The sequence below is a fragment of the Nakamurella leprariae genome (assembly GCF_016918035.1).
Taxonomy (GTDB): Bacteria; Actinomycetota; Actinomycetes; order Mycobacteriales; family Nakamurellaceae; genus Nakamurella; species Nakamurella leprariae.
The window spans coordinates 48,665-63,985 of the sequence record NZ_JAERWK010000003.1; the positions used below are offsets into that span (position 1 = coordinate 48,665).

The 15,321-nt window shown below is 71.0% G+C and carries 9 protein-coding genes and 1 pseudogene; 8 read left to right on the forward strand and 2 right to left on the reverse strand.

What is annotated here, in order from left to right; all coding sequences use genetic code 11:
* Positions 1 to 2: 2 nt before the first annotated feature.
* Positions 3 to 2,396 (forward strand): bifunctional lysylphosphatidylglycerol flippase/synthetase MprF, encoded by a 2,394-nt coding sequence (locus JL106_RS01490; RefSeq protein WP_205258910.1) that lies wholly within the window; start codon positions 3 to 5, stop codon positions 2,394 to 2,396.
* A gap of 483 nt (positions 2,397 to 2,879) precedes the next feature.
* On the opposite strand, the gene JL106_RS01495 is transcribed toward JL106_RS01490, so the two are convergent.
* A complete protein-coding gene (locus JL106_RS01495; protein WP_205258911.1) occupies positions 2,880 to 4,367 on the reverse strand; it encodes a flavin-containing monooxygenase in 1,488 nt (495 codons plus the stop codon).
* 368 nt (positions 4,368 to 4,735) lie between these two features.
* On the opposite strand from JL106_RS01495, the gene JL106_RS01500 reads away from it, so the two are divergent.
* Positions 4,736 to 5,923 (forward strand): pyridoxal phosphate-dependent aminotransferase, encoded by a 1,188-nt coding sequence (locus JL106_RS01500; protein WP_328840962.1) that lies wholly within the window; start codon positions 4,736 to 4,738, stop codon positions 5,921 to 5,923.
* 81 nt (positions 5,924 to 6,004) lie between these two features.
* Here JL106_RS01500 and JL106_RS22325 read toward each other — a convergent pair.
* Positions 6,005 to 6,487 (reverse strand): annotated as a pseudogene (locus tag JL106_RS22325) (serine hydrolase); the annotation flags it as partial.
* A 283-nt stretch (positions 6,488 to 6,770) separates the two neighbouring features.
* On the opposite strand from JL106_RS22325, the gene JL106_RS01510 reads away from it, so the two are divergent.
* The 6 genes from JL106_RS01510 to pepD all read left to right on the forward strand — a co-directional run bounded on the left by JL106_RS01510 (position 6,771) and on the right by pepD (position 15,268).
* A complete protein-coding gene (locus JL106_RS01510) occupies positions 6,771 to 8,255 on the forward strand; it encodes a M28 family metallopeptidase (protein WP_236006499.1) in 1,485 nt (494 codons plus the stop codon).
* A 552-nt stretch (positions 8,256 to 8,807) separates the two neighbouring features.
* Entirely contained in the window at positions 8,808 to 9,950 is a 1,143-nt protein-coding gene (locus JL106_RS01515) for a sugar ABC transporter substrate-binding protein (RefSeq protein ID WP_205258914.1), read from the forward strand.
* Positions 9,951 to 10,081: 131 nt separating this feature from the next.
* The gene (locus JL106_RS01520; protein ID WP_205258915.1) at positions 10,082 to 11,110 is read left to right on the forward strand and encodes an ABC transporter permease; all 1,029 of its coding nucleotides are present in this window, start codon (positions 10,082 to 10,084) and stop codon (positions 11,108 to 11,110) included.
* Entirely contained in the window at positions 11,107 to 12,693 is a 1,587-nt protein-coding gene (locus tag JL106_RS01525) for a sugar ABC transporter ATP-binding protein (RefSeq protein ID WP_205258916.1), read from the forward strand. Before JL106_RS01520 ends, JL106_RS01525 begins: the two co-directional genes overlap by 4 nt.
* A gap of 2 nt (positions 12,694 to 12,695) precedes the next feature.
* Complete coding sequence (locus tag JL106_RS01530) at positions 12,696 to 13,736, forward strand: ABC transporter permease (protein ID WP_205258917.1); 1,041 nt, start codon at positions 12,696 to 12,698, stop codon at positions 13,734 to 13,736.
* A gap of 68 nt (positions 13,737 to 13,804) precedes the next feature.
* Positions 13,805 to 15,268: a beta-Ala-His dipeptidase gene (gene pepD, locus JL106_RS01535; protein WP_205258918.1), complete on the forward strand. Its 1,464-nt coding sequence runs from the start codon at positions 13,805 to 13,807 to the stop codon at positions 15,266 to 15,268.
* Positions 15,269 to 15,321: the final 53 nt, after the last annotated feature.

Genomic DNA, 15,321 nt, shown 5'->3' on the forward strand with positions numbered 1-15,321 from the left:
AGATGCTCCCGGACCCCACCGCGGCGATCGTGGTCCCGACGGCGACGTCCGAGTCCAACGCCGGACGCGCCCGGCGAAGCATGCTGCGGTGCCTCCGGGGCGCCCCGGTCACCGTCGGTCTACTCATCGTCCTGCTCGTGCTGGCCGTCGCGGCCGGCCCGCTGGCGGCCGCCCTGGGCGGCCCGACCACGCTGTCGTGGGGAGTGTCGTCCCTGCACGACGGCACCTGGTGGACGGCGGTCACCAGCGCGGCGGTGCTGGGGCGGCCGGACGTGGTCGTGGTCGTCGGCATCCTGCTCACCGCCGCGCTCGGCTGGTACGAGCACAGCGCCGGCTCCCTGCGCGCGGTCGTCGCCGTCCTGGTCACCCACCTGGCCGGGGTGGTCCTGCCCGTGCTGGTGGTGGCGGCCGTGTCCGGCAGTTCCTGGCCGTGGGCGGCGGCCGTGTCCGCCGAACGGTCCAGCGGTCTCACCACGGCCGTGTTCGGCGTCGTGGCCGTCGGCTCCGCATTGCTGCCCTCCGCCTGGCGACTGCGTGTCCGTATCCTCGTCGGCGCCGTGCTGGTCATGCTGCTGCTGCGCTCCGGCCGTCTGGAGGATCTCGAGCACCTGGCCGCGTTCGGCGCCGGCCTGGTCGCCGGCCCGCTGCTGGCCGGACGTCGGCCGGCGCGTCCGGCCCGGTTCACCGTCCTGCGCGCCCGGTCGGTGGTGAGCCTGGTCGTGATCGGCATCGGCATCGCCGGTGTCGTGCACGCCGTCGCGCCGGGGCTGGGCGGCATCTTCGGCGGCATGCCGCACGCCATGTCCGGGCGCGGGTCCCTCATGGTCGTCCTGCAGCTCGTGGTGGCCGCCCTGCTGGCCGACTCGCTGCGGCGCGGACGGGCGGCAGCCTGGTGGCTCACCGCGGTGGCCGCGACGACCGTGCTGGTCAATGCGCTGGTGAACACCCGGGGCGACGTCCGGTCCGCCGAGGTGGTCGCGTCGGTGGCCGTCCTGGCGCTGCTGGTGACGTTCCGCCGCGCCTGGCGGTGGCGGACGCCGGACGGCTTCGCGCGCCGCTCCCTGGTGCGGATCAGCTCCGCGGTCGCCGGCTTCGTGGTGGTCGTCGGCGCGGCGACGTGGCTGCTGCGCGACCACTTCCGCCCGGTGCCCGACCTGCTCGACGTGGCCCGGCACACGCTGGCCCGGCTGACCTTCTCCCCCGGCCCGCTGGCGGGTGGCGACCCGCTCGCGCGGACCGCGACCACGGTGATCGCCCTGCTGTGGGCGGTGGTCCTGGCCGGGCTGTTGATCGGCTGGCTCTACGCGGACCGCGGTCCCGACCGCGGCCGGGACGGGGTCATCGGCACGCTGGTGCGCCGCCACGGCGGCGGGTCGATCGGATGGCTGCGGACCTGGCCGGGCTTCAGCACGTGGCGGAGCCGCGACGAGCGGGTGGCCATCGGCTACACGGTGGCCGGTTCGGTCGCCATCGCGCTGGGCGACCCGGTCGGGCCGACCGATCGCTGGCCCGCCGCCGTGGCGGAGTTCCGGACCTTCTGCCGGTACGCCGGCTGGACACCGTGCTGGTTCGCCGCCACCGACGCCCTGGTGCAGTCCGCGGCGAGCAGCGGATGGCGGAGCGTGCAGATCGGCGAGGACACCGTGCTGGAACTGTCCGAGCTGCACTTCAAGGGCAAGCAGTGGCAGGACGTCCGCACCGCCCGCAACCGGGCCCAGCGCGACGGCATCCGCCTCGTCGCCGGCCGTCTCGCCGACCTGGATCCCGTCCTCACCGAGCAGGTCACCGCGATCTCCTCGGCCTGGGTCGCCGAGAAGCCGCTCCCGGAGATGGGTTTCACGCTCGGTACCGTCTCGCACGCCCTGGACGACGAGGTGCGGACGCACCTGGCCGTCGATGCCGCCGGCACGGTGCAGGGAGTGACGACCTGGCTGCCGGTGCACGAGGACGGCGAGGTCGTCGGCTGGACGCTGGACGTCATGCGTCGTCGTCCGGACGGCTTCCGGCCGGTCATCGAGTACCTCGTGGCCGAGAGTGCGTTGCTGTTCCAGGCGCAGGGGTACCGGACGCTCTCGCTGTCCGTGGCCCCACTGGCCCGCCGGGATCGGGACGCCGGGACCAGCCGGGCTGGGACCGATGCAGCCCGCCCCGCCGGCCGGACGATCGACCGCGGGCTGGACCGACTGTCCCGGCTGCTCGAACCGACGTACGGCTTCCGTTCGCTGTTGGACTTCAAGGCCAAGTTCCATCCGGAGTTCCGGCCGGTGCACCTGGTCTACCAGCGGACGGCCGACCTGGCCGCCATCGGCTGGGGCATCGGCCACGCCTACCTGCCCGACCTCACCGCCGTGCAGACCCTGCGCCTGGGCCGGACGCTGGTCAGCCGCACGCGGTGAAGCACCGGGCCCGTCAGCGGCGTGGGTCGGCCGACCACCACGCCACCGGCTCGGAGAACATCCGAGCTCGGCCGCCGAACTTCACCGGCACGGTGGAGCACGTCGGACATCCCTGACCACGCGTGCACCGCCATCCACCACCGCGACCCAGCCGTGCGGCGGTCGCGCGCCACCGGACGACGATGGGCACCCGGCGCGGTCACCGACGGTCGGACGTGGTGACGGCGTCGACGCCGCATCCTCGGGGGCTCGTCGGTGGTCGGCCGCCACCACGGCCAGGCCGGCCGGGCCGCGCAGCCGCAGGTCCTGCACGGCGACGGCCCGGTGCACGGCGGGAGCGCCGGCCCGGCACAAGTCCCCGCGCCTGGTCGACGGTACGGCCCTGCAACGCGAAACCGCCGGCCGCGCGGAACTCGGCGATCACCTCGCGGGCGTCCGCGGCGACCTGGTCCAGCGGAGAAGGCGGTTGCTCCGGTCCGCCCGTCACGACGGGACGCCGACGGTCGCCGCCGGCTCCGTCCAGAACGACGCGGCGGCCATCCCGTGCACGGCCCTGCGGTACTCCTCCACCGTGCCGTACCAGTTGTTCACCACGCGACCCGCCGCGTTCTTGTACCAGCTCGAGCAGTCGGCCGAGAAGGCCGATCCGATCAGTCGCTGCTGCACGAGATCGTTGTACTGCCGAACGGTCTCGCTCGGCACGTCGTAGACGACCTCGGCGTCGGTGATCCGCCGGGTCGCCTCGACGATGAACTCGTGCTGGATCTCCATCATGCTGACCACGGAGTTGTGGTTCAGGTTCGTGTTGGGGCCGTAGACCAGGAACAGGTTCGGGAAGCCGTCAACGGTCAGGCCCAGGTGGGCCTCCGGCGCGTCGCCCCAGCGCTCCGCGAGCGAGACGCCGCCGCGACCGGTGATCCGGGTGTCGCCCTGGAACGACTGACTGTGGAAGCCGGTCCCGAAGATGACCACGTCGAACCCGTGGGTGGTGCCGTCCGCGGTGACCAGACCGTCCGGCGTGAAGTGGTCGATCGCCTCGGTGACGAGCTGGACGTTCGGGCGGGCCAGCGCCGGGTAGTAGTCGTCGGTGCGCAGGATGCGCTTGCACCCGAACTCGTGGTCCGGGGTCAACTTGCGGCGCAGGTCAGGATCGGCGATCTGCGCCTCGAGGTGGGCGCGGGCCTCGGCGACGCCGGTCGCCTGTTCCTCGGTGCGGTGCCGCACGCGGGCGAACCCGGCCTCGCGGAAGGCGTGGACCTCGCGCCGCAACGCCTCGAAGGTCGCCGGGTCCTCGCGGAACCGGGCGCGCTCCTCGTCGGTGAAGATCCGCTGGTTCCGCGGCAGGATGTAGTTCGCCGAGCGCTGGAACACGGTGAGCTGTGCGGCGTCCCGGGCGACGAACGGGACGTACTGCACGGCACTGGCCGCCGCGCCGATGCTGGCCACCCGCCGGCCGGTCAGCGGGACCGCATGGTTCCACCGGGCGGAGTGGAACGCCGCGCCGGCGAACCGGTCCAGTCCTTCGAACCTCGGGACGGCCGGCGTGCTCAGCTGCCCCCACGCGGGGACCAGCACCCGGGCCAGGTACTCATCGCCGGCCGAGGTCAGCACCCGCCACGACCGGCGATCCTCCATCCACTCGGCGCTGACGACCTCCTGGCCGAACGCGATGCGGCGGGTGAGGTCGAAGTGGCTCGCGAAGTCCCGCAAGTACCCCAGCAGCTCCGGTCCTTCGACGAACATCCGGGACAGGTCGAGGTGCGGGAAGAAGCTGTAGCAGTAGACGACGGCCTGGGTGTCACACGCGGCGCCGGGATAGGTGTTGTCCCGCCACACCCCACCGAGGTCGCCGGACCGCTCGAGGATGACGAAGTCCTCGATCCCGGTGCGGGCGAACTGCGCACCCATGCCCAGGCCCCCGTAGCCGGCGCCGATGATCAGCGCGTCGTGGACGTGGTCGGGGTCGGTCATGGACGACTGCTCCTTCGTGCCGGTCCGGTCCCGGCGACGGCCACGCGCAGCGCACCGGTGACCGACGCGCGAGCACGACCGGGATCCACGTCGCCGGAGTCTCCCGCGGCACCGTACGGCACCGCGCTGGCTCTCACCGGCAGGATGGACCCCGACTGATGCAGCCACCTCATCATCGACGCGGCGACCGACACCGTGATCGGGCTCGGCGTCCTGCGCCGACTGGGCTTCACCCGCACCGCCGAGTTGACCGATCCGCAGGAGGGCCCGTCTGGCGTCGGGAGCTGTCCGTGCGACCCGAGCCCGGTGGTGATCGTCCCACCTGACCGCCTGCCACAGGATTCTCGCGACCGGGCAGGATGGTCCGGGTGACCCGCGAGCCGTTCCTCACCAGTCGACTGCAGGGCTTCGGAACGACGGTCTTCGCCGAGATGAGTGCGCTGGCCGTCGCCACCGGCGCGATCAACCTCGGTCAGGGGTTCCCGGACGAACCCGGACCGACCGAGGTGCTCGACGTGGCGCGGTCCGCGATCGGGACGATGTACGACCAGTACCCGCCGGGGATCGGCGTGCCGGAGCTGCGGCACGCGGTCGCCGAGCATCAACACCGGTTCCGCGGACTCGGCTACGACCCCGACACCGAGGTACTGATCACCGCCGGGGCCACCGAGGCGCTCACCGCAGCACTGCTGGCGCTGCTGGAGACCGGTGACGAGGTGATCACCTTCGAGCCGATGTACGACAGCTACGGCGCGGCGGTCGCCATGGCCGGTGGCGTGGTGCGTCCGGTCCCACTGCAGCCGCCGGCCGACGGCACCGGCCGGTGGACGTTCGACGAGTCAGCCCTGCGCTCCGCGGTGACACCGCGCACCCGACTGGTGCTGCTGAACACCCCGCACAATCCGACCGGCAAGGTGTTCACCCGCGCCGAGCTGACCGTGATCGCCGACGTGGCCGTCTCCGCCGACCTGCTGGTGCTCGCCGACGAGGTCTACGAGCACCTGGTCTTCACCGGCGCCGAGCACGTCCCGATCGCCACCCTCCCGGACATGCGAGCCCGCACCCTGCTGGTCGGCAGCGGTGGCAAGACGTTCAACACCACCGGCTGGAAGGTCGGCTGGGTCTGCGCACCCGCCGCCCTGGTCGCCGCCGTCCGCACTGCCAAGCAGTTCCTCACCTACGTCAGCGCCGGCCCGTTCCAGCCCGCCATCGCCGCCGGGCTGCGACTGCCCGACGCCTACTTCACCGGCATCGCCGCCGACCTGCAACGCAAACGGGACCTGCTGGTGGGCGGGCTGGTGACGGCCGGACTGCCGGTCGTGATCCCGGAGGCCACCTACTTCGCCACCGTCGACGTCCGTCCGGTGCAGCCCGACGGGGACGGCTGGGCATTCTGCCGTTCGCTGCCCGAGCGGGCCGGCGTCGTCGCCGTGCCCAGCGTCGTCTTCTACGACCCGGCCGACGCGCACCTCGGTCGACACCTGGTGCGCTTCGCGTTCTGCAAGCGCGACGACGTCCTGGTCGAGGCGGCCGACCGGTTGGGGGCGCTGGCCTGACGCGGGCCAGCCGACTCCGGAGTCGACACCACGCCACCGGACGCCCACGCCCCCCGCGTCGAGCAGGGTGGTGACGTCCTCCGGCGGGGCGCCACCCTCGAGGTCGTCGCCATGGATGGCCGGCAGGGGCAACTCGGTGCCCTCCGGCAACGACGTGCCGGTCAGTCCGAGCGGGTCGAGCACCTGCTCGCGCAGCACGTCGGCGTAAGGGCGGCCGGTCGCCGCCTCGACGATCAGGGCGACGGTGATGTTGTCCGAGTTGCAGTACTCGTCGGCCGAGCAGGGCGGGAACGTCAGCAGCTCCCGCGGCGGTGGGGGCCTGGGCCGGCGATGCGCCGGCCCCTCGGCGAACGCCTCGGTGCGGATGAACACGGGCACACCGCTGGTGTGCGAGAGCAACTGGTGCAGCGTCACGACGTCGCCGGGGCGAAGCCCGGCAGCCACTGCCCCACCGTGTCGTCCAGGGTGACACGCCGTCCTGCACCAGCGACAGCACGGTGGCGCCGGTGGACGCCTCGGCCACACTCGCGACCCGCATGGCGTCGTCCGGCGCGGGGGCCCCACCGGTGTCGACGTCGGCCACGCCCGCGGTGTGCACCGTCAGCGGGGACCGGATCCGGCCGCGAAGACCGCCCGGGGGCGGCCGGACGACATCGCTGAGGGCCGACATGGCGGTCATGGTGGATGTCCCACCGGAACCGCGCCACGGAGCCAGGTCTCCTGTTCGGTCCGTCTTGACGGACCGAGGTGATCGGAGCACTGTGAGCGGGCTCACAGCCGGCTCACATCGGCGCCGGCGCCCACAGCTCGGGGAGGCTCCATGAGGCGTTCGACCGGCAGAGTGCGGATGACGACGATGGTGGTGACGTGCGCGGCCGTGACGGTCACGCTCGCGCTCCCCGCTCAGGTGGCGGCCGCGCCGTCACCGACCAGGCTGGCCGAACGCCTGGTGGACAAGGTGAGTGCGCAGGGCGCCAACCGGCACCTGATCGCCTTCCAGCGGATCGCCGATCGCAACGACGGCAACCGGGCGGCGGGAACGCCGGGATACGACGCCAGTGTCGACTACGTGGTGGGCCGGCTGCAGGCGGCCGGGTACGACGTCAGCACGCCGGAGTTCTCGTTCGATCAGCTCGTCGCGGGCGACCTCACCGTGGGCGACACCAACATCGCCGCGCAGAAGATCCTGCTGAGTGCGAACACCCCGGAGGGGGGCGTCACCGCACCGCTCGCGGTCGTGCCGGAGGATGCCGACACCGGCTGCCAGGCCGAGGACTACGCCGGCCTGGACGTCACCGGGGACATCGCGGTCATCCGCCGCGGCGGCTGCACCTTCGAGATCAAGGCGGCCACGGCGGCCACGGCCGGCGCCGTCGTCGCGGTCATCTCGGACAACGTCCCGCCGGCCCCGTTCCGGCCGGTCATCGAGAACGCCGCCACCGTCCCGGCCGGCTTCGTGAGCCAGGAGGACGGCGACATCCTCGCCGGGCTGGACGGCCAGTCCGCGACGGTGGATCTGCGCAGTGAGATGACGGTCAGCCGGAACGTCATCGCGCAGACCAGGTCCGGGCGCCCCGACAACGTGGTCATGCTCGGTGCTCACCTGGACAGCGTTCCCGAGGGCCCCGGCATCAACGACAACGGGAGCGGATCGGCCGCCCTGCTGGAGATCGCCCTGAAGCTGGGCCCGGACCGCAAGGGTGTCAACAACGCGGTCCGGTTCGCCTGGTGGGGCGCCGAGGAACTCGGGCTGCTCGGGTCGGAGGCCTACGTCGCGTCGCTGGACTTCGAACAGCAGCTGGACATCGCGATGTACCTGAACTTCGACATGATCGGCTCACCGAACGCCGGCTACTTCGTCTACGACGGCGACGACTCGGCCGGCACCGGCGCAGGCCCGGGACCCTTCGGCTCCGCGCAGATCGAGGAGACGTTCAACTCGTACCTGCGCGACCAGGCCGGCGTCGAACCGCTGCCGACCGATTTCGACGGCCGGTCGGACTACGGACCGTTCATCGCCGCCGGCATCCCGGCCGGGGGGTTGTTCACCGGCGCCGAGGACATCAAGACGCCGGAGGAGGCGGCGCTCTGGGGCGGCACTGCCGGGATCGCGTTCGACCCGTGCTACCACGCGGTTTGCGACACCCTCGGCAATCTCGACCGCACCGCGCTGGGGCGCAATCTCGACGCGGCCGCCTGGACCACCGGGGTGTACGCGTACTCGACCGACACCGTGAACGGGGTGCCGCCGCGCGACGTGCGGGCGCAGGCCCGGGTCAACACCCTGCTCGCCGCGGCCGCACCGGCCGGCGATGCGCAGGACGCCGCCTGAGGCGGACCCGCGCCTGACCGGCGCCCATCCACAGATCACCGCCCCCTCCCGGATCCGTCTCGGGAGGAGGCGGTGACGCGTCACGAGGCGATCACGTCCGGGGACGCCGAGTTGCGCTCGAACGGGCCCCGAACTACTACCTGTGATGACCACCGGGGTCGCGATCCGATCTCCGAGGTCGATCCCGAGCTGGAGCCCGGCGTCGTACTTCGCGTGACAACAAGAGCGGTGAATCCCGGGCGTCCTTCCGATCCGCCCGCCGGGCCGACCGGGTTGTCCCTGACCAGCGGGACCGATCGTTCCGGACGCTTGGACACCCGCCTCCACCACCGCCGAGCCGGGACCCGCACCCCCGACGTCGAACTGCTTCGCGTCCGGAGAACCACGTTGTCACAACCATTCCCGCTACCCGAACGGTCCCGGCCCGATGGCCATGATCCCCGCTCGCCCCTTGACGCGCCATCAGCACTGCCCCAGACTTCTGTCATCTCGATGCACCGCGTGAATAATCATGCGTCACCCGCTCCGGCGACATTGGACAAGGGAGTCACGATGTTCCGCACGAGGAGTTTCCGGAAGCATCTGGTCGCCGCGCTTGCGGTGGTCGTGCTGGGCGTCAGCGCCTGTTCGACCACGACCGGCGCCGGCGCCGGCGGGACCGGCGGCAGTCAGGCACCCATCGCCAACGAGGATCTGGTTCTCGTGGCGTCCGTCATCAACACCACCAACCCCTACATGGCCTCGATGATCGAGGGTGCGCAGGCGCTCGGCGAGAAGCTCGGGGTCGAGGTGCAGATCGTCGACTCGGCCGGCAGCAGTCAGACCGAGATCTCCAAGATCCAGGCCATTCTCGCCCAGGGCAAGAAGGTCGCCCTGATGGTCAACACGGTGGCCAGTTCCGACGCGCCCACCATCGTCAACGCGGTCAAGCAGGCCGGCGGCTACGTCGTCATCTGGTGGAACAAGCCGGACAGCCTCGAGCCGTGGGACGTCGGCAACAACTTCGTCGCGTTCCAGAAGTACTCCGGCGTGGAGAGCGGGCAGTGCACCGGCCGTGCCCTCGCCGAGAGCCTCGGCGGGAAGGGCAACGTCATCGGCCTGGCCGGTGTCGAGGACAGCACGACCTCCCAGACCCGGGTGGCCGGCTTCGAGGATGCGCTCAAGGCCTATCCGGACATCAAGCTCCTCGAGGTGCAGTCGGCCAACTGGGATCCGCAGCAGGGCCTGTCGGTGACGCAGAGCCTGCTGACCAAGTACCCCAACCAGGTCAACGGCATCTGGGCAGCGGACGACGCGATGATCATCGGCGCCACCAACGCGGCCAAGAACGCCGGCCTCTACAACGACATCAAGTTCGTCTCCGACGGGCTGTACCCGCCGGTGGTCGACATGATGTCGGAACCGAACTCCCCCATCGTCGGGGAGACGTTCCACCGCGGATTCATGGCCGCGGCCATCGGCCTGTACACCGCCTACCTGGCGGCGACCGGTGAGATCGACCCGGCGACGCTGCCCGAGGAGAAGCGGGACAGCCTCTTCAAGCTGGCCTGCGTCACTCCGACGGACTTCCAGGACTACACCAAGTGGGACGGCGACGTCGACGCCTGGATCGACACGCTGATCGAGAACGGCCCGTGGGACACCGAACCCACGCCGCTGGTGGGTCAGGGCCCGGAGAAGCTGCCGGGCACCTGACCCCGGGCGCGGTCCGGCTCCCGGACGCGGAGCCGGACCGACCGCCCTCGCCGCCCCCGAGGCCGTTCCCGTCCGGCCGATCCGTCCGTCTCCCGTCCCGTCGAGCAGTCCCAGATCCGAAAGGGAGCGCCGTGGCGAACCCAGTCACCCGAGAGCCGTCCGAACAGAGCGTGTCCACCGGTCGGCGGACCCGGCCCCACCATCGCTTCGAGGTGCGCAGCCTGGGCGAGGTGGGCGCCCTGGCCGTGTTGATCATCGTGTTCTTCGCCATCAATCCGAGCACGTTCCTGAGCATCGGCAACATCCGGACCATCCTCGACCAGGCAGCCACGCCGCTGATCGTCGGCGTCGGAGCCACCCTGGTCGTCCTGATGGGCGCGATCGACCTGTCCGTCGAGGGCGTGATGGGCGCCGCCGGCATGGCGTTCATCCTGACGACCGAGAACAGCCGTGGCAGCGTTGATCTGGGCCCATTGTCGTTCGTCGTCGGCATCGCCATGGGGGCAGCGCTGGGGGTGGCCGCCGGGCTCATCCACACCCGTCTGAAGGTGCCGTCATTCATCGTCACGCTCGGGTTCTGGTTCGTCGGCCTCGGCATCGCGACCGTCCTGTTCGGGACCGAGACCATCCCTCTGCTGCCGGACGGCGGCATCAAGGCATGGCCGAACGAGACCTTCCTGGGCCTGCCCCACTCGTTCTGGCTGGCGGTCCTGGTCATCGCGGTCGGCTGGGTGGTCACCCGCTTCACCAGGTTGGGCCGCTTCACCTACGCGATCGGCGACAGCGAGGAGGTCGCCCGGAGCAACGGCGTCGGCGTCGCGCGGACGAAGCTGTACGTCTTCGCGGTGGCAGGTGCGTGCACCGGCCTGGCCGGGATCCTGGCCACCCTGCGCCTCGGTGCGGGCGCACCCACCGTCGGTGGCGGCGTCCTGTTCCTGACCGTGGCCGCCGTCGTGATCGGTGGGACGTCCCTGGGCGGTGGGCGGGGCGGCGTGCTGCGCACCACCCTCGGCGTATTCATGCTCACCGTGCTGACCAACGGTCTGATCCTGAGCGGCGTCGATTCCAGCATCCAGTCCGGGGTGTCCGGCGCCGTGCTGATCGTGGCCATCATCTTCGCGGCGTGGCCGCATCGGAGCCGACTGAGGATCGTGAAATGACCAGATCGACCAGCCGCCGGACTGCGGCGGCCAACGCCAGGCCTGCCGCCGGCAGCGTCGACGGCGCGCCACCCCCGGCGCTGCGGCTCACCCGCATCACCAAGACATTCGGCCCGATCACCGCGGTCAAGAACCTCTCCCTGACCGTCGAACGCAACCAGGTCGTCGGGGTGATCGGTGAGAACGGGGCCGGCAAGTCGACCCTGCTGAAGATCCTTTCCGGGTTGCACGAGCCGACCTCCGGGGTCATGGAGGTCGCCGGCCGCCCGGTCCAGTTCCGGCGCCCGCAGGACGCGGTGGCGGCTGGCTTCGGCGTCGTGCACCAGGAGCAGTCCCTGCTGTCGAACCTGTCCGTGGCCGAGAACCTGGCCATGAACGCGCTCTCGTCCACGGACAACGCCACCCGGTTCGGGTGGTACCGGTGGCGTCAGCTGAACCGGGAGGCAGCGGAGACACTGGCCCGGGTCGGCGCCGCCATCGACCCGCGGGCGATCGTCGGCGACCTGTCCTTCGTCGACCGGCAGATGGTCGAGATCGCCCGTGCCCTGCGGGTCGACGAGCAGACGCACGCGACACCGCTGGTCATCCTGGACGAACCGACCTCGGTACTGGAGCGCAACGAGACCGCCATCCTGGAACGCGAGATCGCCAATCTGAAGTCGGTCGGATCGGTGATCTTCGTGTCGCACCGCCTCGACGAGGTGCGTCGGATCTGCGACCGGATCGTGGTCATGCGACACGGCGAGGTCGTCGCCGACCGACCGACCGGGGACGTCACCGAGGACGACTTGTTCAAACTGATGATCGGGCACGCCGCCAAGGCCGACAAGCGGTCCGACGCCGGCCGGACGGTCGGCGCGCAGAATCTCGTCGAGGTCCGCGGACTGACCCGTCGGGGCGAGTACCGGGACGTGTCCTTCGCCGTGCGACCGGGCCGGTGCCTGGTCATCGTCGGCGCCCTGGGCTCCGGCCGAGAGTCGCTCGCCCGAACGGTGTTCGGAGCCGAGCCGTTCGACCGTGGCGAGATCCGGTACCGGGGTGACGTGGTGTCGTCCTGGTCGACGGTCCGGGCCACGCGCAACGGCATGGCCTACGTGCCGGCGGAGCGCCGGACCGAAGGGATGGTGGGTGGCTTCTCGTCCACCGAGAACATCACCCTGGCCCGCACCGGGGCGAGGCCCCGGTTCGTGCTCAATCGCGCAGGCCAGAAGAAGCTGGCCCGGGAGTGGTTCCAGCGCCTCGACGTCCGGCCCGACGACATCAAGCTGAGCCTGCAGCGCTTCTCCGGTGGCAACCAGCAGAAGGTCGTCATGGCCAAGTGGCTGCAGTCCGACCGCCTCCGGGTGCTGATCCTCGACCACCCGCTGCGCGGGCTCGATCCGGGCGCCGCGGAGACCGTCAACGACCAGATCCGGATCGCGCGGGACGCCGGCACCGCGGTCATCCTGCTCGCCGACACGCTCGAGGAGGCGCTGGACATGGGCGACGACATCCTCGTCATGCGGGACGGGGACGTCACCGCACGCTTCGACCTGTCGGTCGACACCCCGACGACGCTCGACCTGCTCGAGAGGATGGTGTGACGGTGACCCAGCAGCCGACCGAGCAGCCGACGCAGCGATCGCCGGAACGACCGCTCACCGACACCGCGACCGCAGGCCCGTCAGCCGGACCGCGGCGACGCTGGTCGGCGCTGGACGTGTGGACCACGGTCGGCCCGCTCGCGGTCTTCATCGCCTTGTTCGTCCTGGTCGTCTCGCTGCGCCCGGCGTTCCTGGGCGGCGGCGGACTGGCCATCGTGGCGACGCAGGCCACCGCGATCCTGCTGGTCGCCCTGGGCCAGGGCATGGTGCTGCACGTCGGCTCCATCGACCTGTCGAACGCCGCGAACGCATTGTTCTGCGCCATCGTGCTGGCGCAGGCGCTCGGGTCCTTCGGTGGCGGCGCGATCGTGCTCGTGCTCGTCATCGGCACCGTGATCGGCGTCCTCAACGGCGTCCTGGTCGCGTTCTTCCAGGTACCCAGTTTCGCACTGACTTTGGGCACGCTCGGCATCCTGCAGGCAGCCGGCCTGATCGTCAGCGACCGCACCACGGTCTACGCCGAGGACACCAGCCTGCTGACGCCGATGTTCGGCACCGCCATGGCCGGGCTGGCCACCGCCTTCTGGATCGGGGTGGTGCTGGCCGTGGCGCTGTGGGCGATGCTGCGGTTCACCGTGCCGGGGCAGAGCCTGACCGCCGTCGGCCTGAACGAGACCGGAGCCCTGTTCTCCGGCGTACGCACCCGGGCCGCCAAGATCAGCGCCTTCGCCATCTCCGGCCTGCTCGCCTCGATCGCCGGCATCATGATCATCGCTCAAGCCGGATCGGCGTCCAGCACAGGGTTGGGCAGCGACCTGCTGCTGCCCGGCATCACCGCGGCGATCGTCGGGGGCACCGCCATCACCGGCGGCATCACCAACCCGGTCAACATCGTCTTCGGAGCGCTCACCGTCACACTCATCCCGATCGGCGCCGCCGCTCTCGGGATGCCCTCCGAGGCGCAGAGTCTCGTCTACGGCCTCGTCATCATCGTCGCCGTCGCGCTGACCATCAGCCGCAGACGCGTCGGCATCGTCAAGTAGTTCCGGACTACCCCAGCACGTCCGCCCCGTTCCGCCCCGAACCGCCGACGCCCGCCGAGGAGCGCCCCATGCCCGTCCTGGAGAAGCTGGAGCCGCAGGAAGTGTTGCGGTTCTTCGAGATCCTGTCCGACATCCCGCGTGGCTCGGAGAACGAGCAGCAGGTCGCCGACTGGGTGGTTGCCTTCGCCCGGGAACGCGGGCTGACGGCCTTCCAGGACGCCGCGCATTGCGTGGTGGTGCGCAAGCCCGGTCAGGGCGGGCTGGAGGACGCACCGACCCTGATCCTGCACGGGCATCTGGACATGGTCTGCGCCAAGGACGAGGGGGTCGAGATCGACTTCCTGACCGAGCCGATCCGGTTGGTCGTGGACGGCGACTTCATCCGGGCCGACGGCACCTCACTGGGCGCCGACAACGGCATCGGGGTGTCCTACATCCTGGCGCTGCTGGACACCACCGACCTGCCGCACCCTCCGCTGGAGGCGGTGCTCACCGCCATGGAGGAGAAGGGCAAGGTGGGTGCCGGCCAGTTCGACACCTCGGTGCTGACCGGCACCCGGATGATCGACTTCAACTGGATCACCGACACCGAGATCCTGGCCGGTTGCAGCGGTGACGTCACCTTCCTGGTCGACATCCCCGGCGAGTTCCAGGCTGTCCCGTCGGAGCTGTCCGCGACCCGGTCAGTGCAGGTCCGCGGCCTGCTCGGCGGTCACTGCGAGTTCGACATCCACCTGGAGCGGGCCAACGCCATCCAGCTGGTGGCCCGCGTGCTCAACACCGTGTTGGCCCGGTACCCGGCCCGGATCAGCGGCCTGGTCGGCGGCACCCAGAACAGCGCCATCCCTGCGGACGCCGAGGTCGTGCTGTCGCTGCGCCCGCAGGACGTGACCGGGGTCGAGACGCTGATCACCGACCTGGCCGATGTCCTGCACGCCGAGTACGAGCGTGCCGGCGACGCCATCCGCATCGAGGTGGCCGAGACCGGGGCTCCGGCGAAGGCATTCGGTGCCGCGGCCACCGCGCGGTTCGCGCGGCTGACCGCACTGATCCCGAACGGCGTGCTGAGCTGGAGCCTCCTCACCCCCGGGGTGGTGGAGAGTTCCAACAACCTCGGGACACTGCGCCCGACCGAGGACGGGGTCCGGCTGGCGTCGACCATCACCGCCCAGGTCACCTCGCGCAAGCACGAGATCCTGCAGCGGGCCGAGGTGCTCGCCGCTCTGGCCGGTGGTGGGGTGACCGTGCAGCAGTTCGGCCTCGACGCGCCGGAGTTCCCGTACCAGCGGGACTCCGGCCTGCTGCGCACCGCGGCCGAGGCCTACCGCGACGTCATCGGCAGCGAGCCGGACATCCACGTCTCCCAGTGCAGCCTCGAACTGGGCATGTTCAGCCGGAAGATCCCGGGCCTGGAGATCATCTCCATCGGCACGGAGCTGCACGCTCTGCACTCCCCGCTGGAGAAGGTCAACCACACATCGGTGGCCAGGGTCTGGCCACTGGTCCGCGAGGTGGTCGGCCGGCTGCGCTGACGTCACCGACACCTCGGAGCATCCGATGCCCCCGACCGGCCATCGCGCCACCC

Coding starts and splice junctions, on each gene's coding strand:
- JL106_RS01490 (WP_205258910.1), top strand. CDS start 3: ATGCTCCCGGACCCCACCGCGGCGATCGTGGTCCCGACGGCGACGTCC.
- JL106_RS01495 (WP_205258911.1), bottom strand. CDS start 4,367: ATGACCGACCCCGACCACGTCCACGACGCGCTGATCATCGGCGCCGGC.
- JL106_RS01510 (WP_236006499.1), top strand. CDS start 6,771: ATGACGACGATGGTGGTGACGTGCGCGGCCGTGACGGTCACGCTCGCG.
- JL106_RS01515 (WP_205258914.1), top strand. CDS start 8,808: ATGTTCCGCACGAGGAGTTTCCGGAAGCATCTGGTCGCCGCGCTTGCG.
- JL106_RS01525 (WP_205258916.1), top strand. CDS start 11,107: ATGACCAGATCGACCAGCCGCCGGACTGCGGCGGCCAACGCCAGGCCT.
- pepD (WP_205258918.1), top strand. CDS start 13,805: ATGCCCGTCCTGGAGAAGCTGGAGCCGCAGGAAGTGTTGCGGTTCTTC.